General features: G+C 71.5%; 23 protein-coding genes. 10 read left to right on the top strand and 13 right to left on the bottom strand.

What is annotated here, in order from left to right; genetic code table 11:
- Positions 1–925: 925 nt before the first annotated feature.
- From QSK18_RS24315 to QSK18_RS24325, 3 genes are all read right to left on the bottom strand, one after another.
- Entirely contained in the window at positions 926–1585 is a 660-nt protein-coding gene (locus QSK18_RS24315) for a M15 family metallopeptidase (RefSeq protein ID WP_285623683.1), read from the bottom strand.
- Positions 1586–2202: 617 nt separating this feature from the next.
- Entirely contained in the window at positions 2203–3273 is a 1071-nt protein-coding gene (locus tag QSK18_RS24320) for a hemolysin family protein (protein WP_232814238.1), read from the bottom strand.
- Entirely contained in the window at positions 3270–4676 is a 1407-nt protein-coding gene (locus tag QSK18_RS24325; RefSeq protein WP_232814237.1) for a hemolysin family protein, read from the bottom strand. The genes QSK18_RS24320 and QSK18_RS24325 overlap by 4 nt, the downstream gene beginning before the upstream one ends.
- 264 nt (positions 4677–4940) lie before the next feature.
- Here QSK18_RS24325 and QSK18_RS24330 point away from each other — a divergent pair, with 264 nt between their 5' ends.
- The 3 genes from QSK18_RS24330 to QSK18_RS24340 all read left to right on the top strand — a co-directional run bounded on the left by QSK18_RS24330 (position 4941) and on the right by QSK18_RS24340 (position 9736).
- Positions 4941–8807 carry a multifunctional oxoglutarate decarboxylase/oxoglutarate dehydrogenase thiamine pyrophosphate-binding subunit/dihydrolipoyllysine-residue succinyltransferase subunit gene (locus QSK18_RS24330; protein WP_285623686.1) on the top strand — a complete coding sequence of 1289 codons (3867 nt, stop codon included), beginning with the start codon at positions 4941–4943 and terminating at the stop codon, positions 8805–8807.
- Positions 8808–8921: 114 nt separating this feature from the next.
- Positions 8922–9107 carry a DUF6104 family protein gene (locus QSK18_RS24335; protein ID WP_232814235.1) on the top strand — a complete coding sequence of 62 codons (186 nt, stop codon included), beginning with the start codon at positions 8922–8924 and terminating at the stop codon, positions 9105–9107.
- Entirely contained in the window at positions 9104–9736 is a 633-nt protein-coding gene (locus QSK18_RS24340) for a GDSL-type esterase/lipase family protein (RefSeq protein WP_232814234.1), read from the top strand. Before QSK18_RS24335 ends, QSK18_RS24340 begins: the two co-directional genes overlap by 4 nt.
- Positions 9737–9827: 91 nt before the next feature.
- Here QSK18_RS24340 and QSK18_RS24345 read toward each other — a convergent pair whose 3' ends face one another.
- From QSK18_RS24345 to QSK18_RS24355, 3 genes are all read right to left on the bottom strand, one after another.
- On the bottom strand, positions 9828–10802 hold the full coding sequence (locus tag QSK18_RS24345; protein ID WP_285623698.1) for a zinc-binding dehydrogenase: 975 nt from the start codon (positions 10800–10802) through the stop codon (positions 9828–9830).
- Between the two features lie 10 nt (positions 10803–10812).
- Positions 10813–11937 (bottom strand): hypothetical protein, encoded by a 1125-nt coding sequence (locus QSK18_RS24350; protein WP_285623701.1) that lies wholly within the window; start codon positions 11935–11937, stop codon positions 10813–10815.
- A 122-nt stretch (positions 11938–12059) separates the two neighbouring features.
- A complete protein-coding gene (locus tag QSK18_RS24355) occupies positions 12060–13259 on the bottom strand; it encodes an NAD(P)-dependent malic enzyme (RefSeq protein WP_285623704.1) in 1200 nt (399 codons plus the stop codon).
- Between the two features lie 213 nt (positions 13260–13472).
- Here QSK18_RS24355 and QSK18_RS24360 point away from each other — a divergent pair, with 213 nt between their 5' ends.
- Together QSK18_RS24360 and sodN are read left to right on the top strand one after the other, a co-directional pair.
- The gene (locus tag QSK18_RS24360; protein ID WP_232814230.1) at positions 13473–13847 is read left to right on the top strand and encodes a S24 family peptidase; all 375 of its coding nucleotides are present in this window, start codon (positions 13473–13475) and stop codon (positions 13845–13847) included.
- A gap of 42 nt (positions 13848–13889) precedes the next feature.
- Positions 13890–14297: a superoxide dismutase, Ni gene (sodN, locus tag QSK18_RS24365; RefSeq protein ID WP_232814229.1), complete on the top strand. Its 408-nt coding sequence runs from the start codon at positions 13890–13892 to the stop codon at positions 14295–14297.
- A gap of 334 nt (positions 14298–14631) precedes the next feature.
- Here sodN and QSK18_RS24370 read toward each other — a convergent pair whose 3' ends face one another.
- Together QSK18_RS24370 and QSK18_RS24375 are read right to left on the bottom strand one after the other, a co-directional pair.
- Entirely contained in the window at positions 14632–15720 is a 1089-nt protein-coding gene (locus QSK18_RS24370; protein ID WP_285623709.1) for a type IV pilus twitching motility protein PilT, read from the bottom strand.
- 54 nt (positions 15721–15774) lie between these two features.
- Positions 15775–15990: a biotin/lipoyl-binding carrier protein gene (locus QSK18_RS24375; protein ID WP_232814227.1), complete on the bottom strand. Its 216-nt coding sequence runs from the start codon at positions 15988–15990 to the stop codon at positions 15775–15777.
- Positions 15991–16157: 167 nt separating this feature from the next.
- On the opposite strand from QSK18_RS24375, the gene QSK18_RS36300 reads away from it, so the two are divergent.
- Positions 16158–16232, top strand: a complete 75-nt coding sequence (locus tag QSK18_RS36300; RefSeq protein ID WP_370449906.1) for a 50S ribosomal protein bL37 — start codon at positions 16158–16160, stop codon at positions 16230–16232.
- A 93-nt stretch (positions 16233–16325) separates the two neighbouring features.
- On the opposite strand, the gene rsrA is transcribed toward QSK18_RS36300, so the two are convergent.
- The 4 genes from rsrA to QSK18_RS24395 form a co-directional block, all read right to left on the bottom strand.
- Positions 16326–16583, bottom strand: a complete 258-nt coding sequence (rsrA, locus tag QSK18_RS24380; protein WP_232814226.1) for a mycothiol system anti-sigma-R factor — start codon at positions 16581–16583, stop codon at positions 16326–16328.
- Positions 16580–17200: a sigma-70 family RNA polymerase sigma factor gene (locus QSK18_RS24385; RefSeq protein WP_232814225.1), complete on the bottom strand. Its 621-nt coding sequence runs from the start codon at positions 17198–17200 to the stop codon at positions 16580–16582. Before QSK18_RS24385 ends, rsrA begins: the two co-directional genes overlap by 4 nt.
- 340 nt (positions 17201–17540) lie before the next feature.
- Complete coding sequence (locus QSK18_RS24390; RefSeq protein ID WP_285623715.1) at positions 17541–18230, bottom strand: alpha/beta hydrolase family protein; 690 nt, start codon at positions 18228–18230, stop codon at positions 17541–17543.
- Positions 18231–18255: 25 nt separating this feature from the next.
- Positions 18256–19233, bottom strand: a complete 978-nt coding sequence (locus tag QSK18_RS24395) for an SOS response-associated peptidase (protein WP_232814223.1) — start codon at positions 19231–19233, stop codon at positions 18256–18258.
- 98 nt (positions 19234–19331) lie between these two features.
- Here QSK18_RS24395 and QSK18_RS24400 point away from each other — a divergent pair, with 98 nt between their 5' ends.
- The 3 genes from QSK18_RS24400 (at position 19332) to rsgA (ending at position 22568) form a co-directional block, all read left to right on the top strand.
- The gene (locus QSK18_RS24400; protein WP_232814222.1) at positions 19332–20027 is read left to right on the top strand and encodes a DoxX family protein; all 696 of its coding nucleotides are present in this window, start codon (positions 19332–19334) and stop codon (positions 20025–20027) included.
- Positions 20028–20179: 152 nt separating this feature from the next.
- Positions 20180–21511 (top strand): 3-phosphoshikimate 1-carboxyvinyltransferase, encoded by a 1332-nt coding sequence (aroA, locus tag QSK18_RS24405; protein WP_269811040.1) that lies wholly within the window; start codon positions 20180–20182, stop codon positions 21509–21511.
- Between the two features lie 16 nt (positions 21512–21527).
- Positions 21528–22568, top strand: coding sequence for a ribosome small subunit-dependent GTPase A (gene rsgA / locus QSK18_RS24410; RefSeq protein WP_285623724.1), 1041 nt, complete (start codon positions 21528–21530; stop codon positions 22566–22568).
- Positions 22569–22730: 162 nt separating this feature from the next.
- On the opposite strand, the gene QSK18_RS24415 is transcribed toward rsgA, so the two are convergent.
- The gene (locus tag QSK18_RS24415) at positions 22731–23213 is read right to left on the bottom strand and encodes a DUF2231 domain-containing protein (protein ID WP_232814219.1); all 483 of its coding nucleotides are present in this window, start codon (positions 23211–23213) and stop codon (positions 22731–22733) included.
- Between the two features lie 159 nt (positions 23214–23372).
- On the opposite strand from QSK18_RS24415, the gene hisN reads away from it, so the two are divergent.
- On the top strand, positions 23373–24173 hold the full coding sequence (hisN, locus tag QSK18_RS24420) for a histidinol-phosphatase (RefSeq protein WP_232814218.1): 801 nt from the start codon (positions 23373–23375) through the stop codon (positions 24171–24173).
- Positions 24174–24548 lie beyond the last annotated feature (375 nt).

Below are 24548 nucleotides of genomic sequence, written 5' to 3' on the forward strand. Positions count from 1 at the left end.
GGTCACGAAAACCGTTCAGCATCAACGGATCCACAACTGAACACTTGAACGTCTACGGAGGTCGGCGTCATGAAGTCGGCGCAGACCAGCTTTTCCTCCGGGACCGTGCGATGAGGGCCCAGCCCGAATCGGCAGATCCCACCCCTGACGGAGCCGAGCACGGGAGTCCGTGCGATGCACGGGAGTCGTGCGGCGCCGACCACAACTGAAAACCAGAATTACGGGACGAGCCCCCGCGGCCGACGATGTCAGATCGGCTTGCGCCGGAGCCACCAAGGGTGAACGTCCTCCAGGCCGGACGGCCCGCCCCTGAAGCGGGCCGCGCCAGAGCAACCGTCAGACAGCTGGCGGATCACCCACATACACAGCACCACCCCACATACACGCGACACCTCACGACCGCACCACCCCAGAAGTCCGCACCACCCCAGAAGCACGCACCTCAGAAACACGGCACCACCCAGAAACAGAGCACACGCCACAAACACAGCGCCCCCTCAGACGCAGCGGTTACGGCGCATCCACAAATGCACAGTGCCACCCGCGGCCAGTGATTCAGCCGCGCCGGGAACGGTCATCCGCAGCGTTCGGCAGCCCGCCCGTGGTCTCACTCTCCACCACGGAACCGGGAGGAGAACTGCCGTTGCGCGCGTAGCCCCCACCGTTGACGGATCAGCCGATCCACTGGTCGCGGGTTCATCCTTCGCAGGCAGCTCTCTCGCTCCGCAGCAGGCAGGCAGACCAAACCTGACCTGAACAAGTAAGCGGACAGCGAGCACGCCGGCCGACGAGAAGACAGGCAGACGACCGGCAGGTCCGGTCAGAGCCAGGTCAGGGCAGTCGAGTCAGGTCAGTCCGGCAAAAGCCGAGAGCCGACCCATGAACAGAGTCGGCTCTCGGCGGATGAAGCTGATCGAAACAGAGCTCACTGCCCTGCGGCGTACTCCCAGTGCCAGGGCTCGTACGGGCCACCGCCACCTGACTTGGCCCAGTCCGGGTTCTCCCAGCCGTACGAGGACGCGTTGTCGGCCAGCCACTGGAAGCGCGCACCCGTGCCGGTGTTGACGCCGTCGCACAGGTCGACCGCCAGGCCCCAGCCGTGCTCGCTGGTGCCGGGCACCGCCGAGAGCGTGGGCTTGCTCGCCCGCACCGCGTACTGCTCGCTCAGGGTGCGGTAGGAGTCGGTCAGGCAGATGTCGTTACCGAACTCCTGCTTGTACGCGATGTTGAGCTTGGCCAGCGACACGGCCGCGTCGGCCCGCAGCCGGTGGTCCGAGTCCCACAGCGTGCAGAGCGAGCTCTCGGGCAGCTGGCCGTTGCTGGCGCCCGTGGTGGTCGGGATGCCGGAGCAGCCGGGCAGCACCGAACGCTCGCCGGCCCGGGAGGCCCGGCTGACGATGATCGTCTTCGGGGCAGCCAGAAGGTTGGGCGTGGCGGCCTGGACCGTGCCCTCGGCGGGCACCACGGCCAGGTTCTCGACCCCGATGCCGGCCGCGGTGGCCGCGTTGGGGAAGGACACCGCCGAGACCACGGAGACGGTGCTGGCGATCTGGTTGACCTGAGCCTTGGGCATCGGGTCGGCCATGGCACCGCTGATCGGTGCGGCGATGGTCGCGATACCCAGGGCACCGGCGATGCCGACCTGCGGAGCACTGAGCGAGCCGCCGGGCTTGCGGAGCGGGCGGCGTGGTGCATTCGGGCGTTGAACACCCGTGGCTGAGCGACGCTGCGATCCTGAAGACCGCGTGCCCCGGTTGTTCCGCGGACGTAACGCGGGGGCAGCTGTGTCGGCGCGATGCGACGGCACCGTTGATCCTCCTGGAGGGCTGAAGGGAGGTGGAGGGGGTTCCTACCAACCGCACTCTGGGTGATGAGTCACGGAACTATAAAGGCCACCGGGGTGGGTAAATCAAGTTGGGACGCGCTGTTGGACTTAAGCCGTTCATACGACGTCCAATATCCCGCACTTGGGGTACGCTTACCTCAACTGAGTGTTATCAATTCTGTGAGCATGCGCACGCAGGCAACACGGCTCATGACTTTGAGTGACGCGCTTGATGTGACGCAAGACTCAGCGACATCAAGTCGTGGCACTGACCGCCAGGGACCTCGCCGAAGCGTCTGAAACCTGGATGCCGAGCGAGAAAGCCCACGCCGACATCGCTCAGTGCAACCAATCGGTCACACCTCATCCGGTCGGGGTCAGGCGCGGGTGGCCGTCCGGCCCGGATCCCGCCGGGTCGCGTCCCGGACCTCACCGACCAACTCCTCGATGACGTCCTCAAGAAACAGGACCCCCAGCGTGCGACCCTCGTGGTCGACCACCCGGGCCAGGTGGCTGCCCGCGCGCTGCATCGTCGCCAGGGCCTCCTCCACCTCGTCCTCGGCCCCGACCGCGACCAGCGAACGCACCCGCTTCTCCGGGATCGGCAGCCCGTGCCGCTCGTCGTCGGCGTACAGCAGGTCCTTCAGGTGCAGGTAGCCCAGCACCGCAGGCGCCGCCTCGGAATCGTCCGGCTCGGGCCGGACCACCGGGAAGCGGCTGAACCCGGTGCGGGTGACCAGCCGCTCGACCTCGGCCGGGGTACTGCCCACCGGGACGGTGACCAGGCGGCCGATCGGGATCATCAGGTCGCCGGCCGAGAGCTCGCTGAACTCCAGGGCCCCGGTGAGCAGCCCGTGATGGTCCAGCAGGCCCTCCCGGGTGGACTCGGTGACGATCGAGGCCACCTCGTCGGCGGTGAAGGCGGCAGCGACCTCGTCCTTGGGCTCCACCCGCAGCAGCCGCACCGCGTGGTTGGCCACCCAGTTCAGGGCGCGGATCACCGGGGAGACCGCCCGGGCCACCGCCAGCAGCGGCGGCGCGAGCACCAGGACCGCCCGGTCCGGCCCGGCCAGGGCCAGGTTCTTCGGCACCATCTCGCCCAGCACCACGTGCAGGTAGCTGACGATGGCCAGGGCGACGGCGAAGGCCAGCGGATGGATCAGGCCCTCGGGCAGGTGCGCCGCCTCGGCCGGGACCTCGATCAGGTGGGCGATCGCGGGCTCGGCGACCAGGCCCAGCCCCAGCGAGGCGATGGTGATCCCGAGCTGGCAGCAGGCCAGCATCAGCGAGACCTGTTCCATCGCCCGCATCGCGGTCTTGGCGGCCCGGCTGCCGGCGTCGGCCAGCGGCTCGATCTGGCTGCGCCGAGCCGAGATGACGGCGAACTCGGCCCCGACGAAGAAGGCGTTGAGGGCCAGCAGGAGGGCGGCGACGAGGAGGCTGGTCACGACTGCTGCCTTCCGGGCGAGCCCGCGTCGACCGTCGGCCGTTGGGCCGGACGGGTGTTCATAGTCACCTTCGCGGGGTCGGCCGAGGCACCCCGGTCGGGCGTGGCGCTGTCGGGCAGGATCAGCCTCACCCGGTCGACCCGACGCCCGTCCATCCGCTCCACCCGGACCCGAGCGCCCTCGACGGGCACCTCGTCGCCCACGGCGGGGATGCGGCCGAGCCCGGCCATCACGAAACCGCCGAGCGTCTCGTAGGCGTTGCCGTCGGGCACCCCGACCCCGGTGCGCTCGCGCACCTCGTCGGGCCGCATCAGGCCCGGCACCAGCCAGGCGCCGTCCCGCCGGCGCACGATGCCCGGACGACTGCGGTCGTGCTCGTCGGAGACGTCCCCGACCAGCTCCTCGACCAGGTCCTCGAGGGTGACCACGCCGGCCGTGCCGCCGTACTCGTCCACCACCACGGCCAGCTGCAGGCCCAGGGCCCGCAGCTCGACCAGCAGCGGGTCCAGCCGCATCGTCTCCGGCACCCGCAGCGCCTCGGACATGAACGCGGCCACCGGGACCTCGTCGCGCCGCTCCATCGGCACCGCGACCGCGCTCTTCAGGTGCACCACGCCGACCACGTCGTCGAGGTCGCCGTCGACGACCGGGAACCGGGAGTGCCCGGTGCGCCGGGCCAGCGTGATCGCCGCGGCCGCGGGCTCGTCCTTCTGCAGGACCAGCATGCGCACCCGCGGGGTCATCACGTCGGCCGCCGAGCGGCTGGAGAAGCCCAGCGAACGGGTGAGCAGCGTGGCGGTCTGCTGGTCGAGCGTGCCGACCTCGGCCGAGTGCCGCACCAGAGCGGCCAGCTCGTCGGCCGAACGGCCGGCCGAGAGTTCTTCCTGCGGCTCCACCCCGACCAGCCGCAGCAGCCGGTTGGCCGAGCCGTTGAGCACGGTGATCAGCGGCCGGGTGACCGTGGTGAAGGCCCGCTGCGGGCCGGCCACCACCCGGGCGGTGGGCAGCGGCACCGAGATCGCCAGGTTCTTCGGGATCAGCTCGCCCACGACCATGGAGAACGCGGTGGCCGCGATCAGGGCCAGGGCCACGGTGACCGAGTCGACCGCCGCCCCCTCCAGGCCGACCGCCTCGGCCGGGGCCTGGAGCAGGGTGGCCAGGGAGGGCCGGACCAGGTAGCCGACCAGCAGCGTGGTGATCGTGATGCCGACCTGGGCACCGGACAGCTGGGTGGAGAGGCTGCGGATGGCCGCGAGCACCGAGGGGGCGCGCTTGTCACCGGACTCGACCGCCCGCTCGACGGTGGAACGGTCGAGCGCGACCAGGGAGAACTCGGCCGCGACGAAGATCGCCGTCCCCAGCGTGAGCAGCACGCCGAGGCCGAGGAGGATCCATTCGGTCATAGGACTGCGACGCCACCCGGCTCGGAGCCGCACCAGGACCGGTACGGGAGCGACGGCGAACGACGGGGCTGGGGTGTGCCGGCCAGAGGCCGGCACCTTCGTGAAGGCATGGTGGGGACATCCTAAGGCAGGTCAGGGCCGGGCCGTGGTGCAGACCACCCCGCGGCGGCGCCGAGTGGAACTGCTAATACCTCGCGTCCCCACTCGATCGGGTTAGGGTTGACACACCCTTCAGCCCCGCACTGAAAGAAGGCGATTCTCGCCGTGTCCTCCGAGCCTGTGGTGACCGAGTTCGGACCGAACGAGTGGCTGGTCGACGAGCTGTACCAGCAGTATCTGTCGGACAAGTCCTCCGTCGACCCCGCCTGGTGGGAGTTCTTCGCGGACTATCAGCCGGCCGAGACCCCGCACCTGCGGACCAGCTCGCGCCCGTCCGACGACTCGAACTCCGATCCCTCGGACACCATTCCCGCGACGGGTACGAACGGAGCGGCCTCGAGCCGTCCGGTCGCCACCGCCGCGCTGCAGCCACCGAAGCCTGCGCCCCAGCCCGACTCCGCCCAGCCGGCCGCGGCGGCCACCCCGCCCAGCCCGGCCCCGGCGAGCGGGACGGGAACGGAGGCGGCCGGGAAGCAGCCGTCCCCCACCCCCAAGCCCGCCCAGCAGGCCTCCCGGCAGGCTGCCAAGCAGGCTCCGGCCACGCCGCCGGCCGCCCGCACGCCTCGTGAGCCGGCCAGCAGCGCCCCGGCCAAGGCGAGCTCGGACGGCCCGCAGATCGCCCGTCTGAAGGGCCCGGCCGCCCGGGTCGTCACGAACATGGAAGCCAGCCTGGAGGTGCCCACCGCGACCAGCGTGCGGGCGGTCCCGGCCAAGCTCCTGATCGACAACCGGATCGTGATCAACAACCACCTGGTCCGCTCCCGCGGCGGGAAGGTGTCGTTCACCCACCTGATCGGGTTCGCCCTGGTCGAGGCGCTCGAGCTGATGCCCTCGATGAACGCCTCGTACGCCGAGGACGAGGGCAAGCCCGCGCTGGTCCAGCCGGCCCACATCAACCTGGGCATCGCCATCGACATGCCCAAGCCGGACGGCACCCGCCAGCTGCTGGTGCCCAACGTGCGGCACTGCGACGGCATGGACTTCGCCGAGTTCTGGTCGGCCTACGAGGACGTGGTGCGCCGCGCCCGCAACAACAAGCTGGGCGCCGACGACTTCGCCGGCACCACGATCAGCCTGACCAACCCCGGCACCATCGGCACCGTGCACTCCGTGCCGCGGCTGATGAAGGGCCAGGGCGCCATCATCGGCGTCGGGGCGATGGACTACCCGGCCGAGTACCAGGGCGCCTCGGAAGAGACCATCGCCCGGCTGGCGGTCAGCAAGATGATGACGCTGACCTCCACCTACGACCACCGGATCATCCAGGGCGCCGGCTCCGGCGAGTTCCTGCGGATCGTGCACAGCAAGCTGCTCGGCGAGGACGGCTTCTACGACCGCGTCTTCCGCTCGCTGCGCCTGCCCTACGAGCCGGTCCGCTGGGTCCGTGACATCTCGGTCTCGCACGACGACCAGATCAACAAGACCGCGCGGGTGCAGGAGCTGATCCACTCCTACCGGGTCCGGGGCCACCTGATGGCCGACACCGACCCGCTGGAGTACAAGCAGCGCCGGCACCCCGACCTGGACATCACCACCCACGGCCTGACCCTGTGGGACCTCGAGCGCGAGGTGCCCACCGGTGGTTTCGGCGGCAAGCCGGTGGCCAAGCTCCGGCACATCCTCGGCGTGCTGCGCGACACCTACTGCCGCACCGTGGGTATCGAGTACATGCACATCCAGGACCCGGAGCAGCGGCGCTGGCTGCAGGCCCGGCTGGAGCGGCCGTACGCCAAGCCCAGCCGCGAGGAGCAGCTGCGCATCCTCGGCCGGCTGAACGCGGCCGAGGCGTTCGAGACCTTCCTGCAGACCAAGTTCGTCGGCCAGAAGCGGTTCAGCCTCGAGGGCGGCGAGTCGGTCATCGCCCTGCTCGACGAGGTGCTCAGCAACGCCGCCCGGGCCGAGCTCGACGAGGTCTGCATCGGCATGCCGCACCGCGGCCGGCTGAACGTGCTGGCCAACATCGCGGGCAAGAGCTACGGCCAGATCTTCCGCGAGTTCGAGGGCCAGCAGGACCCGCGCAGCGTGCAGGGTTCCGGCGACGTGAAGTACCACCTCGGCACCGAGGGGCACTACACCACCGAGACCGGTGAGAAGACCAAGGTCTACCTGGCCGCCAACCCCTCCCACCTGGAGGCGGTCAACCCGGTGCTGGAGGGCGTGGCCCGGGCCAAGCAGGACCGGCTGGACCGGCAGGGCGAGATCTTCTCGGTGCTGCCGGTGCTGCTGCACGGCGACGCCGCCTTCGCCGGCCAGGGGGTGGTCACCGAGACGCTGAACCTGTCGCAGCTGCGCGGGTACCGCACCGGCGGCACGGTGCACGTGGTGATCAACAACCAGGTCGGGTTCACCACCGCGCCGAGTTCCTCGCGCTCGTCGGTGTACTGCACCGACGCCGCCCGGATGATCCAGGCGCCGATCTTCCACGTGAACGGCGACGACCCGGAGGCCTGCGTCCGGGTGGCCAAGCTGGCCTTCGAGTTCCGGATGGCGTTCGACAAGGACGTCGTCATCGACATGGTCTGCTACCGCCGGCGCGGTCACAACGAGGGCGACGACCCCTCGATGACCCAGCCGCTGATGTACAACCTGATCGAGGCCAAGCGCAGTGTCCGCAAGCTCTACACCGAGGGCCTGATCGGCCGTGGCGACATCACCGTGGAGGAGGCGGAGCAGGCCCTGCGCGACTACCAGCAGCAGCTGGAGCGCGTGTTCGCCGAGACCCGCGACACCGTGAACCACCCGCCCACGGTCAACCGGGACGTCACCGCCGGCCTGGACCTGCCCAAGGCCCAGCAGCAGGACGACGCGGCCGGCAACGGCCACACCAGCGCCGTTTCGGCCGAGGTGCTGAAGCGGATCGGCGACGCGTACGTCTCGCCGCCGTCCGGCTTCTCGGTGCACCCCAAGCTGCAGACGCTGCTGGAGCGCCGGGCCGCGATGGCCTCCGAGGGCGGGGTCGACTGGGCGTTCGGCGAGATGCTGGCGCTCGGCTCGATCCTGATGGACGGCACCAACGTGCGCTTCACCGGGCAGGACACCCGGCGCGGCACGTTCACCCAGCGGCACGCCGTGCTGACCGACAAGGTCACCGCCGAGGAGTGGACGCCGCTGCTCAACCTCAGCGACGACCAGGGCAAGTTCTGGATCTACGACTCGCTGCTGTCGGAGTTCGCGGCGATGGGCTTCGAGTACGGCTACTCGGTGGAGCGGCCGGACGCCCTGGTGCTGTGGGAGGCGCAGTTCGGTGACTTCGCCAACGGCGCCCAGACCATCGTGGACGAGTTCATCTCCTCGTCCGAGCAGAAGTGGGGTCAGCGCTCGTCGGTGACGCTGCTGCTGCCGCACGGCTACGAGGGTCAGGGACCGGACCACTCCAGCGCCCGGATCGAGCGCTACCTGCAGCTGTGCGCCGAGAACAACATGTTCGTGGCGCAGCCGTCGACCCCGGCGAGCTACTTCCACCTGCTGCGCCGCCAGGCCTACGCCAAGCCGCGCAAGCCACTGGTGGTGTTCACGCCGAAGTCGATGCTCCGGCTGAAGGCCGCGGTGTCGCCGATCGAGGAGTTCACCACCGGTGAGTTCCGCCCGGTGATCAGCGACAGCACCCAGCTCGGGTCGGTCGACCGGGTGCTGCTGTGCAGCGGGAAGATCTACCACGACCTGGCCGCCGAGCGGGCCAAGCGCAACGACACCAGCACCGCCATCGTGCGGCTGGAGCAGCTGTACCCGCTCGACGTCGAGGGTGTGCTGGCGGCCATCGACCCGTACCGGGACGCGCAGCTGGTCTGGGTGCAGGACGAGCCGGCCAACCAGGGTCCGTGGCCGTCGATCGCCCTGAGCCTGCCTCAGGACCTGGGTGGGCGGCCGCTGCTGCGGATCTCCCGCCCGGCGGCGGCCTCCCCGGCCACCGGGTCGGCCAAGAAGCACCAGGCGGAGCAGGCGGCCCTGATCGCCCAGGCGTTCAACCGCTGATCCGCACCAGAATGGCCCCGTACCCCTGGCGGGTACGGGGCCATTCCGCGTCAATTCGGGTGTTGGACGAGAACCTGCGCCATCCGGCGGGTGAAGTCGGACAGAATACGGACCATGTACTTCACCGACCGAGGGATCGAGGAGCTCGAGCAACGCCGCGGGGACGAAGAGGTGACCTTCGCCTGGCTGGCCGAGCAACTGCGCCACTTCGTCGACCTGAACCCGGATTTCGAGACGCCGGTCGAGCGGCTGGCCACCTGGCTGGCCCGGCTCGACGACGATGACGACGAGGACCAGTGAGCCGTTCGCGCTCGGCCGGTCCCGGTCCGGGTGAGAAGCAGGTCCGGATCTGCGTGGTGGGCGACGCCCTGGTCTCCGGGGTGGGCGACCCCAAGGCGCTCGGCTGGGTCGGCCGGGTCGCCGCCCGCACCCCGCAGGACGAGATCGCGCTGTCTGTCTACACTCTCGGCGTTCCCGGGGAGAACACCGCCGACCTGGGCGCACGCTGGTGGGAAGAGGCCAGCCGGCGTTACGGCGAGGACCCGGGTGAGAAGCGGGTGGTGATCGGGCTGGGCCGCTCCGACATCGAGGCCGGGCTGTCGATCCCGCGCTCGCGGCTGAACCTGGCCAACATGCTCGACGACGCGCACGCCCGCCGGCTGCCCGCCTTCGTGGTCGGCCCGCCGCCTGCCTCCGACAACGCACTGAACCACCGGATCGAAGAGCTGTCGGCCACTTTCGGCGACGTCTGCCGGCGTCGGGGGGTGCCGTTCGTGGACTGCTTCGACCCGCTCTACGCGCACGAGGACTGGCTGACCGACCTGGCCGCGGGCGACGGGGAACACCCGCGCCAGGCCGGTTACGGCCTGATCGCCTGGCTGGTGCTGCACAACGGCTGGTACGAGTGGCTCGGGGTACCGCGTCCCTGAAAACCCTGATTGAAGACGTTCGTGGGCCTGTTTCGCACAGCCGCCCACCGACGAACGGGTCACCGACCACCCGGCCGGCCACCCCCGTCCTTCAGTTTCCGGGGGTGAACACGACCTTGCCGACCAGCTCGCCGTTCGCCATCCGGGCGAAGCCCTCCCGGGCCCGCTCCAGCGGCAGCACCGAGTCGATCTGCGGGCGCACCCCGCTGGTCTGCAGAAAGCCCAGCAGGCGGCCGAGTTCGTCGCGGGTGCCCATGGTCGAGCCCAGCACCCGCAACTGGAGGAAGAAGATCCGGTTCAGCTCGGCGTTCTCGGGTGCCGGGCCGCTGGTGGCGCCGCAGATCACGATCGCCCCGCCCGGCTTCAGCGCCTTGACCGAATGGCTCCAGGTGGCCGCGCCGACGGTCTCCATCACCGCGTCCACCCGCTCGGGCAACCGGGCCCCGCTCTCGAAGACCTGCTCCGCCCCCAGCCCGAGGGCCCGCGCACGCTTGTCCTCGTGCCGGCTGGTGGCCCAGACCCGCACTCCGGCGGCCTTTCCCAGCGCGATCAGGGCGGTGGCCACTCCCCCGCCGGCGCCCTGCACCAGAATTGTCTGGCCCGGGCTGACCTGGGCCTGGGTGAAGAGCATGCGGTAGGCCGTGAGCCAGGCGGTGGGCAGGCTCGCGGCCTCTTCCCAGGACAGCTGCGCGGGTTTGGGCACCAGGTTGCGCCGGGGCACCACCACCTCGCCGGCCAGCGTGCCCTGGTGGCGCTCGGACAGCAGGCTGCGGCGCGGGTCGAGGGTCTCGTCGCCCTTCCAGGCCGGGTCGCTGATCACCGCGTGCACCACGACCTCGTTGCCCTCGTCGTCGAGGCCGGCCGCGTCGCAGCCCAGGATCATCGGCAGCCGTTCGTCCGGCAGACCCACCCCGCGCAGGCTCCACAGGTCGTGGTGGTTCAGCCCGGCGGCCTGTACCCGCACCCGGGCCCAGCCCTCGGGCACCTCGGGTACCGGCCGCTCCCCCACTTCGAGGGCGGACAGCGGGTCTTCGGCGTTGGTCCGGGTGGTGAACGCAGCCAGCATGGGACCGACGTTAACGAGTTGTACCGTTGGGCGCCTGGGCAGATCCGTGAGCGGCACCACTGACCACCCGGACCCCGGGCCGGTGACCGTCGCGCAGGTCGATCTCCACGTTCGGCTGCACCACCGGCATCTGGCCGGTGTTCAGCGGGTCGCGCGGGTCGATGTGCAGGTCGTCGTCGAGCGCGCTGTGCGAGGTGCGGCCCTCGAGCGGGCCGTACCCCACGTGGTCACGCACCTCGATCACCTCGTGCACGTCGTGCGGCAGGGCCTCGTCGTAGATCTCGCCCTCGACTGCCTCGCCCCCCGCCGGGTTCTCGCCGCGGTTGTTCATCGCCGCCTCGACCGCCGCGGTGAGCGAGCCGGCCGCCGCGTCGGCACTGAGCAGCTGGCCCAGCACGTCGCGGATCTGGGCGAGCCGGGACAGTGCCTCGGAGTGGGTGGAGGTGAGCGCGTCCAGGCGCTGGGCGGCCAGGCCGTTGACCGCCCCGGAGCGACGCTGGGCGTCTTCGATCAGGTGCTCGGCGTGCCGGACCGAGTCCAGCCGCAGCTGGTCGGCCTCGGTGCGGGCCGAGGTGAGGGTGATCTCGGACTCGGCCCGGGCCCGGCTGAGCTCGGCCTCGGCGGTCTGCCGGGCCTCGGCCAGTTCACGGGCGGCGGTGTCGCGGGCGGCGCCCAGCTCGGCCCGGGCCGAGGCGCGGGCCTGGTCCAGCTCCAGCTCGGCGTCGGCGCGGGCCTGGGTGGCCAGCCGCTCGCACTCGGCCTTGGTCTCGCGCTGCACCCGGGCGATGTCCTCGCGGGCCCGGTCGCGCTCCTGCTCGGCCTCCTCGCTGGCCAGCCGCAGGATCTGCGCCATCCGGTCGCTGACCTCGGTGTGCACCGGCACCGGCTTGGGCGCCGCGCGCAGCTCCTCGATCTCCTTGCGCAGCCGCTCGGCCTCGCCCACGGCCGCGTCGGCTCCGGCCCGTGCGCGCTGCGCCTCGGCCCGGGCCACGGCCAGCTGCCGCTCGAGCGTGGTGAGCAGCTCGTGCGTACGGGTCATGTACTCCATGACCTGCTGGCGGTTGAAGCCACGCACCGCCGTGTCGAAGGAGTCTTCGCGCGGTGCACCGGGAGCGACCGGTCGATTCTCGTCCATGAGCCTTCACAGGGGGTGAGCCGACGTGTGGTGCTGACTCTTGCGCGCCCGGACGCTCCGGCGCAACCGCCCGCCCGCTAAAGGGCCGTCAAGCTGATCTTCAGCCGCTCCCAGCACCACCTTCAGGCCCGTGCCACTCCTTCGTCCCGAGCGGCCTGGGCCACCGCGGCCGCGACCGCCGGCGCGACTCGGGTGTCGAACACGTCGGGAACCACCTCCCCGGCGGTGGGGTGCTCGACGCAGGCGGCGATCGCTGCGGCGGCCGCCAGTTTCATCCCCTCGGTGATCGCGGTGGCGCGCACGTCGAGCGCGCCCCGGAAGATCCCGGGGAAGGCCAGCACGTTGTTGATCTGGTTGGGGTAGTCACTGCGACCGGTACCAACAACGGACGCGTGCCTCGCCGCCAGTTCCGGGTGCACCTCCGGTGTGGGGTTGGCGAGGGCGAAGACGAAGGCGCCCGGCGCCATCGAGGCCACCGTCGCCTCGGGCACCTGACCGCCGCTCACCCCGATGTACACGTCGGCCCCGGCCATTGCCTCAGCCAGACCACCACTCAGTCCCCGGGGATTCGTGACCTCGGCCAGCGCGGCCTTAGGCCCGTTCAGACCCGGCCGCCCGGAGGACAGGATGCCGCGGCTGTCGCACACCACGATGTCGCCGATGCCGGCCCCGCGCAGGATGCCGGCGATCGCCACCCCGGCCGCCCCGGCGCCGGCCACCACCACCCGCAGCCCGGCCAGTTCGCGCCCGGTGACCTGGGCGGCGTTGCGCAGGGCGGCGAGCACCACCACCGCGGTGCCGTGCTGGTCGTCGTGGAACACCGGCAGGTCGAGCCGTTCCCGCAGCCGGGCCTCGATCTCGAAGCAGCGCGGGGCGGAGATGTCCTCCAGGTTGATCCCGCCGAAGGTCGGGGCCAGCCGGGCCACGGTCTCGACGATCTCGTCCGGGTCGGTGGTGTCCAGGCAGATCGGCACCGCGTCGACGCCACCGAAGTGCTTGAACAGCAGGGCCTTGCCCTCCATCACGGGCATCGCCGCGCCCGGGCCGATGTCGCCCAGGCCGAGCACGGCGGTGCCGTCGGAGACCACCGCGACCGTGTTGCCCCGGCCGGTGTACACGTCGAGCAGGCCGGGCTCGGCGGCGATCGCCAGGCAGACCTCGGCCACCCCGGGGGTGTAGGCCAGCGACAGGTCGGCCCGGTCGCGCAGCGGGGTGCGGGCCACCGTCTCGATCTTGCCGCCGCGGTGCAGGGCGAACACCGGGGTCTCGGAGTCCTCGTGGACGAGGGTGGGCAGGTCGGTCGAACTGGTCTCGATGGTCACGCGATACCTCGGCAGGGGTACGGGCCACGGAAGGGCCGGCGGGAACGACGAAGGAGCCGCCAGGTCCGGCGATGTGATCTGCGATGGTGGACGCGGCGGCTGCGGTGGCGTGCCGGCGTCGGGAACGGGGGTGGCCCGCGTCACTCATGGTGCCACAGAAGCTGTCCGGACAGGGCGGTAACCAGGAATTGGCGTGGAACTGCGGAGGCACGGATGAGTGAGCGCGGATTCCGCCCGCTGCTGCCGGTGGGTCAGGTGCTGGTGCGGGGGCGCTCGATGGAGCCCCACCTGCACGACGGCGACCGGCTGGTGGTGCGCTGGGACCGGGCGGCCGTACGAGCGGCCCGGCCCGGGACGGTGGCGGTGGTGCGGCTGCCCGGCAGCCGGCCCCTGTCGGTCAAGCGGCTGGCGTTCCGCGAGCAGGACTCCTGGTGGGTGGAGCGCGACAACCCGGCCGAGGGGGTCGACTCCTGGCAGGTGGGCGCCGTGGCCGAGCAGGACGTGCTGGCCGTCGCGCTCTTCCGGTTGTGGCCGACGCCGGGCCGGATCACGGCCCCGCCACGCGCGGGCGGGCAGGCCGCGGAGTAGGTTACGAGTCCTAAGCCTCTAGCCTCGCGACAAGGAGTACCCATGCTCTCGCGGTTCCTCAACGCCTTCACCGCGGTCGAGGTCAGCGCCCACTGCGACCTTCCGTGCGGCGTCTACGACCCGGCCCAGGCCAAGATCGAGGCCGAGTCGGTCAAGGCCTGCATCGCCAAGTACAACGCCTCCGACGACGAGGTGTTCAAGGCGCGCGCGATCCAGATCAAGGAGGAGCGCAGCGACCTGGTGAAGCACCACCTCTGGGTGCTGTGGACCGACTACTTCAAGCCGCCCCACTTCGAGAAGTACCCGCAGCTGCACGGCCTGTTCAACGAGGCCACCAAGCTCGCCGGGGCCGGCGGCACGAAGGGCAGCACCGACGTGGCGGTGGCCGACCAGCTGCTGACCAAGATCGACGAGATCGGCAAGATCTTCTGGGAGACCAAGGCCGCCTGAGTTCCCACTCCGGCGCCGGACGCCCGGGCGGTCCCCTCACGGGACCGCCCGGGCGTTCCCGTTTGCCCACTCCGAAAAAGTTCCCGGCCAGCAGTGACCCACGCCACACCGCTTACGAGTCGCGCTCCGAATGTAACAACTTGATAATGGACCAATCGGGCGCCGCGAGGGCAGTCACGGCGTCCCAGCTCCCTGGTCACGGCAACGTGGCCGGGTGAGCCCGTAGGAGGTGGAGGGCGGAACGGGACCCCGCCGTCCACCTCCTACGGACCCCTCCCCGACGCGTAGGCGCGCAGACCGCGTTCGGTGCGCACAACGTCCTCGAACCGGTTTCTCAGGCCACCAGGCCCAGCCGCCGCAGCTCCACCGTGAGGTCGTGCGGGTTGCTGGCCACCGCCATCCCGTCGTGCAGGCTCACCACGCCGTCGCGGATCAGCTCCACCAGGTGCATGTCGAAGGACTGCATCCCGTAGAAGCCGCCCTCCTTGATCAGGTCGGTGATCGTGCCGGTCTTGTCCGGGTCGGCGATCGCGTCGGCGATCCGGCCGGTGTTGATGCAGACCTCCATGGCCAGCGCCCGGCCGGTGCCGTCGGCCCGGGGCACCAGCCGCTGGCAGATGATCCCCTTCAGCGCCCCGGCCAGGGAGAGCCGGACCTGCTTCTGCTCGTGCGGCGGGAAGAAGTCGATGATCCGGGTGATCGTCTCCTTGGCGTCCTGGGTGTGCAGGGTGGACATCACGAAGTGGCCGGTCTCGGCCGCCGAGAGCGCCGAGTGCACCGTCTCCTGGTCGCGCATCTCGCCGATCAGGATCACGTCCGGGTCCTGCCGCATCGCCGCCCGCAGGGCCACCGCGAAGTTCTGCGTGTCCACCCGGACCTCGCGCTGGTTGACCATCGCCAGCTTGTCCTCGTGCAGGATCTCGATCGGGTCCTCCACGGTGACCAGGTGCACCTCCCGCTCGGAGTTGATCTTGTCGACCATGCCGGCCAGCGTGGTGGTCTTGCCCGAGCCGGTGGGCCCGGTGACCAGCACCAGCCCGCGCGGCTCGAGGGCCAGGCGGCCGATCACCTCGGGCACCCCGAGCTTGTCCAGCGGGATCGCGCCGACGTTGACCCGGCGGAACACCAGCCCGGCGGAACCGCGCTGGCGGAAGGCGTTGACCCGGTAGCGGCCGACCCCGCTGAGCGAGTAGGCGCAGTCGGCCTCGTTGGTGCGCTCGAACTCGGCCCGCAGGTCGTCGCGCAGCACCTCGGCCACCATCGCCTCGGTGTCCGCGGGCCGCAGCGCGGGCACGTCGAGGCGGCGCAGCTTGCCGTCGATCCGGATCCGCGGCGGGGAGCCGACCTTGCAGTGCAGGTCCGAGCCGAAGAGCTCGGACAGTGCCCGGAGGAAGGGCACGACGGACACAGGCGGCTGGCTCACGCGGGGTCTATCGGCCCGCGTGAGCAAATCTTGAGGAACCCGCCCGGGCCGGCCTCAGTCGATGACGATCAGCAGGTCCCCCTCGGTGACCACGTCACCGGCACGGACCTCGACCCGGGAGACGGTGCCGCCCCGCTCGGGGTGCACCGGGATCTCCATCTTCATCGACTCCATCAGGACCAGCGGGTCGGCCGGGGTGACCACGTCCCCCGGGGCCACGTCGACCCGCATGATGCTGCCGACCAGCTCGGCGTGGACCTGTTCGGACATGGCTGCCGCCTCCTTCGGATGGTTGACCGGCTTGCCTGCGTGATTGGAGCACGGCGGCGGGCGGGGGCGCCCGGGTCGCAGTTGAACGAGGCACGGGCCGGAGCCGGTCCGGAGCATGGGCCGGTGTCTGTCAAGATGGAGGGCAGCCGAAGACAAGGAGAAATGCCATGAGCAAGCGCGGTCGCAAGCGCCGCTCGCGCAAGGGCAGCGCGGCCAACCACGGTCGCCGTCCCAACGCCTGAGCCCTGCGCGTCAGCAGACAAGCAGACGAAGAAGGCGCTGCCCCCCGTCGAGGGGAGCAGCGCCTTCTTCGGTTCCCGGTCACCGGGCGGCTCTCAGCCGTTCAGCTCGATCCGGACCTCGGTGATCTTGACCATGATGCGGTCGCGCAGGTCGGCCGGCGCGGTCTCCTGGCAGCTGCGGCGCACCAGGGCCTTCAGGGCCACGTCCAGGTCGTACTGCCGCAGGCAGGGCGAGCAGTCGTCGAGGTGGTGGCGGATCTCGGTGAGCTCGGCCTCGCCCAGCTCACCGTCCAGGTATTCGTAGACCTGGGCCAGCACCTTGGAACAGTCGGGTTCTCCGCAGACGCTCATGCCGCACCACCCTGGGATCGCGTGGCCACGATGCCACGTTCAGCAGCGTACTCCTCGAGCAGGTCGCGTAGCTGCCGCCGGCCGCGGTGCAGCCGGGACATCACGGTGCCGATCGGGGTGCCCATGATCTCGGCGATCTCCCGGTAGGCGAAGCCCTCGACGTCGGCCAGGTACACCGCGATCCGGAACTCCTCCGGGATCCGCTGCAGGGCCTCCTTCACGTCGGAGTCCGGCAGCCGGTCGAGTGCCTCGGCCTCGGCCGAGCGCAGACCGGTGGACGTGTGCGAGCCCGCCCGGGCGATCTGCCAGTCCTCGATCTCGTCGGTCTGGGCCTGCTGGGGTTCACGCTGCTTCTTGCGGTACGTGTTGATGTACGCGTTGGTCAGGATCCGGTACAGCCAGGCCTTCAGGTTCGTGCCGGGCTGGTACTGGTGGAACGACGCGAAGGCCTTGGTGAAGGTCTCTTGCACCAGGTCCTCGGCGTCGGCCGGATTACGCGTCATCCGCAGCGCCGCGGAGTACAGCTGGTCCAGGTACTGCAGGGCATCCCGCTCGAAGCGGGCAGACCGCTCCGCGGTGTTCTCAGTCGCCGGTGCGCGACCCGCTTGGGCATCCATCACCGACGAGCCTAGCTGCACCGCAGCGGCATTACCCGCCCAGGTTCGGCCGGTGGACTGACCGGACGACCGATCGGCCCCGAAAGACCGTTCTTCCACCGTCGTCACGAGTAGCAACGGCGCACTCCTCACTCTTCGCGGACGCCCCATGCTGCGCTCCCCGGACCGGGCCGGCGGATGCTTCATCAGGGTTTTACGTGGTGATCACAGATGGTCACGACCAGATCGGCAGGCCGGAGCGACACGCCCGGTCCCGGGGGCCGCCGACCGGCTGCTGGTCGTCTGCTGACCGTCTGCGCAGTGAGCACAACACGCGATGGTGGAAGGTCATTCCGGGGCTTCAGACGGACTTGGACCAATCGGTCAGCCGGGCCGCGACCGCCTCGGCCACCGGTCCGTACTTCTTCAGAGAGTGATCACCCTCGACCCGGGCCACCGTGACCCCGGGCAGCTGCTCGGCCTCCACCTCGGCCCAGCCGCCGAACGGGTCCTTCTCGCCCTGGACCACCAGCACCTCGATCCCGGCCTGGTGCGGCAGGGCCAGTTCGGCGGCGCGGGACTTCTCCGGCTTGCCCGGTGGATGGAGCGGGAAGGCCAGGCAGCAGACCGCCCGGGCTCCCAGGTCGGCGGCCGTACGGCAGGCCACCCGGGCTCCGGCGCTGCGACCGCCGAGAACCAGTGGCCGCTTCAGGGTGGGCAGTTCGGCCAGTACCGCGTGCCAGCCGATGTCGAGCTTGGGCGGCGCCGCGGCCACCTTCTTGCCGGCCACCCGCCAGGGCTGCTCCACCAGAACGGCCTGCCAGCCCGCAGCCACCGCGGCCCGGCGCACGGCGACCAGGTCGGCCGCCCCGATCCCGCCCCCGGCGCCGTGGCCCAGCACGATCCGGCCCACCGGCCGCCGCTGCGGCACCCACAGGTGGGCCCGGGCCGGGCCGAGCGGGGTCTCGATCTCGAGTACCTCGGTGGGCCGGTCGGGTTCGTCGGACTCGGTGACCACCCCGGGACCCGGGGTCGCAGCGCGTGCCGGCATCGATCGTCCTCAGTTCGTATCGGGTTCAGAACAGCTGCTCGGACCCCGGGCCCCCGAGCAGCTCACCGGTGGCCGGGTCGACCACCCCGACCAGGCTGTCGGCGGGCGCGGGCTCGAGCAGCTCCGGGCCCTCGTTGCGCACCGAGTTCACCCGGCTGGTGATCGGCAGCGCGGTGAACCGCCCGGTGGGCAGACCCGCGGCCAGATCGTGCACGGTGGCCGCGTCCTTCACCGCCGGGTCGAGCCAGTCCTTCCAGCGCTCGGGCGGCAGCACCAGCGGCATCCGGTCGTGCACCGTGTCCAGCCCGGGCTCGGCCGCGGTGGTGATCACGGCGAAGGTGACCAGCCAGGCGGCCGGGTCGTCGGGGTGCAGGTCGCCGTCGCGCCAGAACTCGTAGATCCCGGCCAGCGCCAGCCCCCCGCCCTCGGCCAGGCTCATGAAGAACGGCTGCTTGCGCGGCTTGCCCTTGGCGTCCTGGGCGGTCGGGCTGACCTGCCACTCGTACCAGCCGTCGGCCGGGACCAGGCAGCGGCGGCTCAGTGCGGCCTTCTTGAAGGCGCCCTTCTCCAGCAGCGTCTCCAGCCGCGCGTTGATCATCCGGGCCCCGCCGGAGGCGTTCTTGCTCCACGACGGCACCAGCCCCCAGCGCAGCGGACGCAACTGCCGCACCGGCCGGGCCTCGCTCTCCTCCGGGTCGATCGAGGCGCCCGGCTCGTGGTGCATCAGCGCGGCGGTGATCAGGGCGTCGGCCTCGTCCTGCACCGAACGGGCCGGGGTCTCGTTCTCGGGGACGTCGTCGGGCAGGTGCTCGGGCATCGGGGACTGCTCGTCCGGCTCCTTCGGCGGGACCGCCATCCGCTCCAGCACCACCGGCACCGTGTCGGTCGGCGCCACGTTGTAGTGCGGCTCGCCGGCCCGGGGATCGTCGAGCTGGTCCTGCTCGATCTCGAACTCCACGACGAGTTCCTCGCGGCTGCGACTGGATGCGTAACGTCCGCACATGCCGCTCAGCCTACGGCGGGCTGTGAACCGCGGCCGATTTCCCCGGATTTCCGGCCTGTCCGTTCGCGCCGGAAGTCGATCAGGAGTAGCAAAGGACCATGACCATCGTCCGCCGTGTCGCCCGCCCGCTGCTTGCGGCCCCGCTGATCCAGTCCGGGGTCGAGGTGGCCCGCCATCCCGGCCCGCCCGCCGAGGCCGCCCGTCCCGTGCTCAAGCAGGTCTCCGGTCCGCTCCGCCTGCCCGAGGACCCGGTGATGGTGGTGCGGGCCGCCGGGGTCGTCACCGCGGTGGCCGGTTCGCTGCTGGCCGCCGGGCGGCTGCCGCGCCTGTCGGCCCTGGCCATCGTGGCCACCGCACCGGTGGTGCAGCCGGTGGAGCCGTTCTGGAAGGAGAAGGACCCGCAGCTGCGCCGCGACAAGCAGTCCACCTTCGTGAAGACTCTGGGCCTGATCGGCGGCGCCCTGCTGGCCACGGTCGACACCGAGGGCAAGCCGAGCGTGGCCTACCGCGGCCGCAAGGCCCGCAAGGCCGCCGCCGTGGCCATCCACGACGCCCGCGAGGAGGCCACCGAGTCGGTGGCGTCGGCCCGGCAGTCGGGGCGCAAGGCGGCCAAGTCCGCCAAGAAGTCGGCCCGCCAGTTCCAGAAAGACGCGCAGCTGGCCGCCCGGGAGGCCGCGCGGGAGGCGGGCCGCACCAGCCGCCGCGCCCAGCGCAAGGCCGGCAAGGTGGCCGGCAAGCAGGCCGCCCGGGCTCAGAAGGCCGCCTACAAGGCTGGTCACGCGCTTCCGGTCTGAGTCGTTCCGGCCCGGCCGGACCCTGCCCCCGCGGCGGGTCCGGCCGCCGGTGCGGATTGGGGCTGCCTCCCACGCGGGGGGACAGATACTCTCGTCGCTCGACACCCCTTGTGGACCAGGCAGGCGATGACGGAAGTGGCGCGAGCGAAGCGATGAGTAACCCGGTGAGCGACGAGGCGACAGCACTCTGGCCGGCCCCGACGGTGACGGGCCCGGTCTCGGCGACGGTGTCCCTGCCCGGTTCCAAGTCCCTCACCAACCGCTATCTGGTGCTCGCGGCGCTGGCCGAGGAGCCCTCCCGGCTGCGCGCCCCGCTGCGCTCGCGCGACACCCTGCTGATGGCCGAGGCGGTGCGCCGGCTCGGCACCGACGTGCAGGACGCGGGGGCGACCGGGGCGTTCGGCGCCGACTGGATGATCACCCCCGGCCGGCTGCGCGGCCCGGCCACGATCGACGTCGGCCTGGCCGGCACGGTCATGCGGTTCGTACCGCCGATCGCCGCCCTGGCCGACGGTGACATCGCCTTCGACGGCGACCCGCACGCCCGGGTCCGGCCGATGGGCCCGATCATCGAGGCCCTGCGCGGTCTGGGGGTGGAGGTCGACGACAACGGCGGCGGCCGGCTGCCCTTCACCGTGCGCGGTTCCGGTTCGGTGCGCGGCGGCACCCTGGAGATCGACGCCTCGGCCTCCTCGCAGTTCGTCTCGGCCCTGCTGCTGGCCGGCGCCCGGTTCGAGGAGGGCCTGACGCTGCGGCACGTCGGCGGCCAGGTGCCCAGCGAGCCGCACGTGACGATGACCGTCGAGGCGCTGCGCGACGTCGGCGTGGTGATCGACGACTCCGAGCCCGACGTCTGGCGGGTCGAGCCCGGCCGGGTCGGCGGGCTCGACGTGATGGTCGAGCCCGACCTGTCCAACGCCGCGCCGTTCCTGGCCGCGGCCGTGGTGGCCGGCGGCTCGGTGACCGTGCCGGGCTGGCCGCAGTACACCACCCAGGCCGGCGACCACCTGCGCGACCTGCTCGACCAGATGGGCGCCGACGTCAGCCTCGACCGCGACGGCCTGACCGTGCGCGGCAACGGCGAGCTCTACGGCCTGGACGCCGACCTGCGCGCCGCCGGTGAGCTCACGCCCACCGTCGCGGCCCTGGCCGCGCTCGCCGAGACCCCCTCGCACCTGCGCGGGATCGCCCACCTGAGGGGCCACGAGACCGACCGGCTGGCGGCCCTGGCCACCGAGCTGAACCGGCTCGGCGGCGACGTCACCGAGACCGAGGACGGGCTGATCATCAAGCCGGCCAAGCTGCGCGGCGGGGTGTTCCACAGCTACGCCGACCACCGGATGGCCACCGCCGGCGCCGTGGTCGGCCTGCGGGTGCCCGGGGTGTCGGTGGAGAACATCGGCACCACCGCCAAGACCCTGCCGGAGTTCACCGCCTTGTGGGAACGGATGCTGAGCGCATCGGACGGTCCCGAACGACGGTGAGGGCGGTGGTCCGCCAGTGAGCCGCCGTAGCCGCGGGCAGCAGGACGAGGAGTCCCGGATCCGGTTCCGGCCCAACCCCAAGGGCAACCGCCCCCGTACCAAGGACCGGCCCAGCCACACCGATGCGGTGCCGGCCCAGGTGGTGACCGTCGACCGCGGCCGCTACGGCTGTCTGCTGGGCGGTTTCGAGACCGGCGGGGACGAGGACCTGGTGATCACCGCGATGAAGGCCCGCGAGCTGGGCCGCGCCGGGGTGGTGGTCGGCGACCGGGTGGCCCTGGTCGGCGACGTCTCCGGGGCGGAGGGCTCGCTGGCCCGGATCGTCCGGGTCGAGCCGCGCACCTCGGTGCTGCGCCGCAGCGCGGACGACACCGACACGGTGGAGCGGGTGATCGTGGCCAACGCCGACCAGCTCGCCGTGGTCACCGCGCTGGCCGACCCGGTGCCCCGGGCCCGGATGGTCGACCGTTGCCTGGTCGCCGCCTACGACGCCGGGCTCGACCCGCTGCTGGTGCTGACCAAGGCCGACCTGGCCGACCCGGCCGAGTTCACCGCCGGCTACGCCGCGCTGGAGGTGCCCTGGCTGGTGACCCGGCGGGCCGACGAGGGCATCGACGGCCTGGAGGCGGTGCGCAAGCAGCTCACCGGCCGGGTCACGGTGCTGGTGGGCCACTCCGGGGTGGGCAAGTCGACCCTGTTCAACGCCCTGGTGCCGGGGGCCGGCCGGGCGATCGGCCGGGTCAACGACGTGACCGGGCGCGGGCGGCACACCTCCACGTCGGCGGTCGCGCTGCGGCTGCCGGACGGCGGCTGGGTGGTGGACACCCCGGGCGTGCGCTCGTTCGGCCTGGGCCACGTGGACATGTCCCGGATCCTGAACGCCTTCCCCGAGCTGGTGCCGGGGGCCGAGGAGTGCCCGCGCGGGTGCTCGCACGACGAGCCGGACTGCGGGCTGGACGCCTGGGTGAACGAGGGGCACGCCGGATCGTCCGGGCCGGCCCGGCTGGAGTCGCTGCGGCGGCTGCTGCGGGCTCGGGCCGGGGCGCCGGACTACTGAGCCGGCCTCAAGCCCCCGGGACCTAAGCCCTCAGCCGCCGGGGCCTAAGCCCTCAGCCCCCGGCCTAAGCCTCAGCCCCCGGACAAAGCCCGCCCGCCCGGGAAGACAAGATCAACACGGCGCGCGGTTGAGGCCGCCGGGCAGGTCGGCCCGAACGGGCACCTACTGCTCGGTGGAGGCGATCTTGTCCTTCCACACGGCCTCGGCCCCGCTGTCGCCCACCCGGAACGTCCAGGCCGACGCCGCGACCCCGACCGCCAGGGTGAGCACGACCGCGGTGACCAGCTTGGGCCGGGAGGTGCGGGGCGCGTCGTCCCGGGTCCGCAGCAGCAGCCAGGCGATCAGCGAGACCACGAACTGGGCCACCGCGAAGTAGATCAGCAGCGAGGCGATGTCCCCGTGGTCCTTGGCCACCGGCTCGAAGTCCGGGTTGCTGAGCCGGGTCTGCAGCTTCTCGCCGGAGGCCATCGCGGCGTAGGTGGCCGCGGCCGCCAGCAGGTTGCCGACCACGGCCCAGGGCAGTTCGCGGCGCCAGCGGGGCCGGATCACGAACGCCACCGTGACCACCGCCATCAGCGGCAGCAGGACGACGACGGCGTGGACGACGAGCGCGTGCACCGGCATACCGTTGAAGAGATCGAACATGCGGCGAAGCTTAAACCCTCAACCAATGTCTGGCGACGGCTCAACCGCTGCTCTTTCCGCAGGTGGACACTGCATTCACACAGCCTCACCAGCCCCGGCAGGATCACCCGGACGGGCACGTGACCTGCGCGTGACCGGCGGCCTGTACCGTCGCGGGCTGTGGCCTACGACGACGACCTCCGCCTCGCGCACGTGATCGCCGACCAGGTGGACGCGGTGACGCACGACCGCTTCCTGGCGGCCGACCTCCGGGTGGAGACGAAGCCGGACCTCACCCCGGTCAGTGACGCCGACCGGGCCGCCGAGGAGCTGATCCGCAACCAGCTCCGGCGCACCCGCCCGCGTGACTCCGTCCTCGGTGAGGAGTTCGGCACCACCGGCAGCGGGCCCCGGCAGTGGATCGTCGACCCGATCGACGGCACCAAGAACTTCGTCCGCGGCGTGCCGGTCTGGGCCACCCTGATCGCGCTGGTGGACAACGGGGTCCCGGTGGTCGGCGTGGTCTCCGCCCCGGCCCTGGCCCGGCGCTGGTGGGCCGCTCAGGGCACCGGCGCCTGGACCGGCCGCAGCCTGGCCAAGGCCCGGCGGATCCAGGTCTCGCGGGTGGCCGACCTGGAGGACGCCTCGCTCTCCTACGCCTCGCTGGGCGGCTGGGAGGAGCGCGGGCTGGGCGCCAACTTCCGTGAGCTGATGAACACCACCTGGCGCACCCGGGCCTACGGCGACTTCTGGTCGTACATGTTGCTGGCCGAGGGCGCGGTGGACATCGCCTGCGAGCCCGAGCTGGAGTTGTACGACATGGCCGCGCTGGTGCCGATCGTGGTCGAGGCGGGTGGGGTGTTCACCTCGCTGGAGGGCAAGGAGGGGCCGTTCGGCGGCTCGGCGGTGGCCACCAACGGCCTTCTCCACGCCGACACGATGGGCATCCTGACCCAGCAGACCCACCCGACCCACCCTTGAAGCACCTTCGGAGCAAGCAGGGTGGCGTAGAGGTCGAACCAGCCGTAGCCCCCGGCCGCCCCCGAGGGCGGATTTCCCTGGCTGATCACCCCCAGCACCGGATCGGTCTCCTGCCAGACCCAGGTGTTGAGCTCGGTGCCCAGCAGCTCGAGGTAGGTGACCACGACGAAGGCACCCACGTAGAGCAGCTGGGCCCGGCCCCAGACCAGGAAGCCGAGCAGGCACAGGTACCAGAAGGCGCCCAGCACGTCCTGGCGCTCGGCCAGGAACAGGCCGTGCACCGCCCAGGCCCCGCCGACCAGCACGGTGGCCCAGACGAAGAAGGCCGGGTGGGCGCGGACCACCCGGCTGCGTCCCAGGGCCAGGGCGGCCAGG

Source organism: Kineosporia sp. NBRC 101677 (genome assembly GCF_030269265.1).
Classification (GTDB): Bacteria; Actinomycetota; Actinomycetes; order Actinomycetales; family Kineosporiaceae; genus Kineosporia; species Kineosporia rhizophila.

Bases quoted from the DNA above. Each gene is read 5' to 3' on its own strand.
- QSK18_RS24345 (WP_285623698.1), bottom strand. From the start codon at position 10,802: ATGCTGGCTGCGTTCACCACCCGGACCAACGCCGAAGACCCGCTGTCC.
- QSK18_RS24375 (WP_232814227.1), bottom strand. From the start codon at position 15,990: ATGTCCGAACAGGTCCACGCCGAGCTGGTCGGCAGCATCATGCGGGTC.
- QSK18_RS24315 (WP_285623683.1), bottom strand. From the start codon at position 1,585: ATGGCCGACCCGATGCCCAAGGCTCAGGTCAACCAGATCGCCAGCACC.
- QSK18_RS24415 (WP_232814219.1), bottom strand. From the start codon at position 23,213: ATGTTCGATCTCTTCAACGGTATGCCGGTGCACGCGCTCGTCGTCCAC.
- QSK18_RS24395 (WP_232814223.1), bottom strand. From the start codon at position 19,233: ATGTGCGGACGTTACGCATCCAGTCGCAGCCGCGAGGAACTCGTCGTG.
- QSK18_RS24400 (WP_232814222.1), top strand. From the start codon at position 19,332: ATGACCATCGTCCGCCGTGTCGCCCGCCCGCTGCTTGCGGCCCCGCTG.
- sodN (WP_232814229.1), top strand. From the start codon at position 13,890: ATGCTCTCGCGGTTCCTCAACGCCTTCACCGCGGTCGAGGTCAGCGCC.
- QSK18_RS24385 (WP_232814225.1), bottom strand. From the start codon at position 17,200: ATGGATGCCCAAGCGGGTCGCGCACCGGCGACTGAGAACACCGCGGAG.
- QSK18_RS24350 (WP_285623701.1), bottom strand. From the start codon at position 11,937: ATGGACGAGAATCGACCGGTCGCTCCCGGTGCACCGCGCGAAGACTCC.
- rsrA (WP_232814226.1), bottom strand. From the start codon at position 16,583: ATGAGCGTCTGCGGAGAACCCGACTGTTCCAAGGTGCTGGCCCAGGTC.
- QSK18_RS24335 (WP_232814235.1), top strand. From the start codon at position 8,922: ATGTACTTCACCGACCGAGGGATCGAGGAGCTCGAGCAACGCCGCGGG.
- QSK18_RS24390 (WP_285623715.1), bottom strand. From the start codon at position 18,230: ATGCCGGCACGCGCTGCGACCCCGGGTCCCGGGGTGGTCACCGAGTCC.
- QSK18_RS24360 (WP_232814230.1), top strand. From the start codon at position 13,473: ATGAGTGAGCGCGGATTCCGCCCGCTGCTGCCGGTGGGTCAGGTGCTG.
- aroA (WP_269811040.1), top strand. From the start codon at position 20,180: ATGAGTAACCCGGTGAGCGACGAGGCGACAGCACTCTGGCCGGCCCCG.
- QSK18_RS24325 (WP_232814237.1), bottom strand. From the start codon at position 4,676: ATGACCGAATGGATCCTCCTCGGCCTCGGCGTGCTGCTCACGCTGGGG.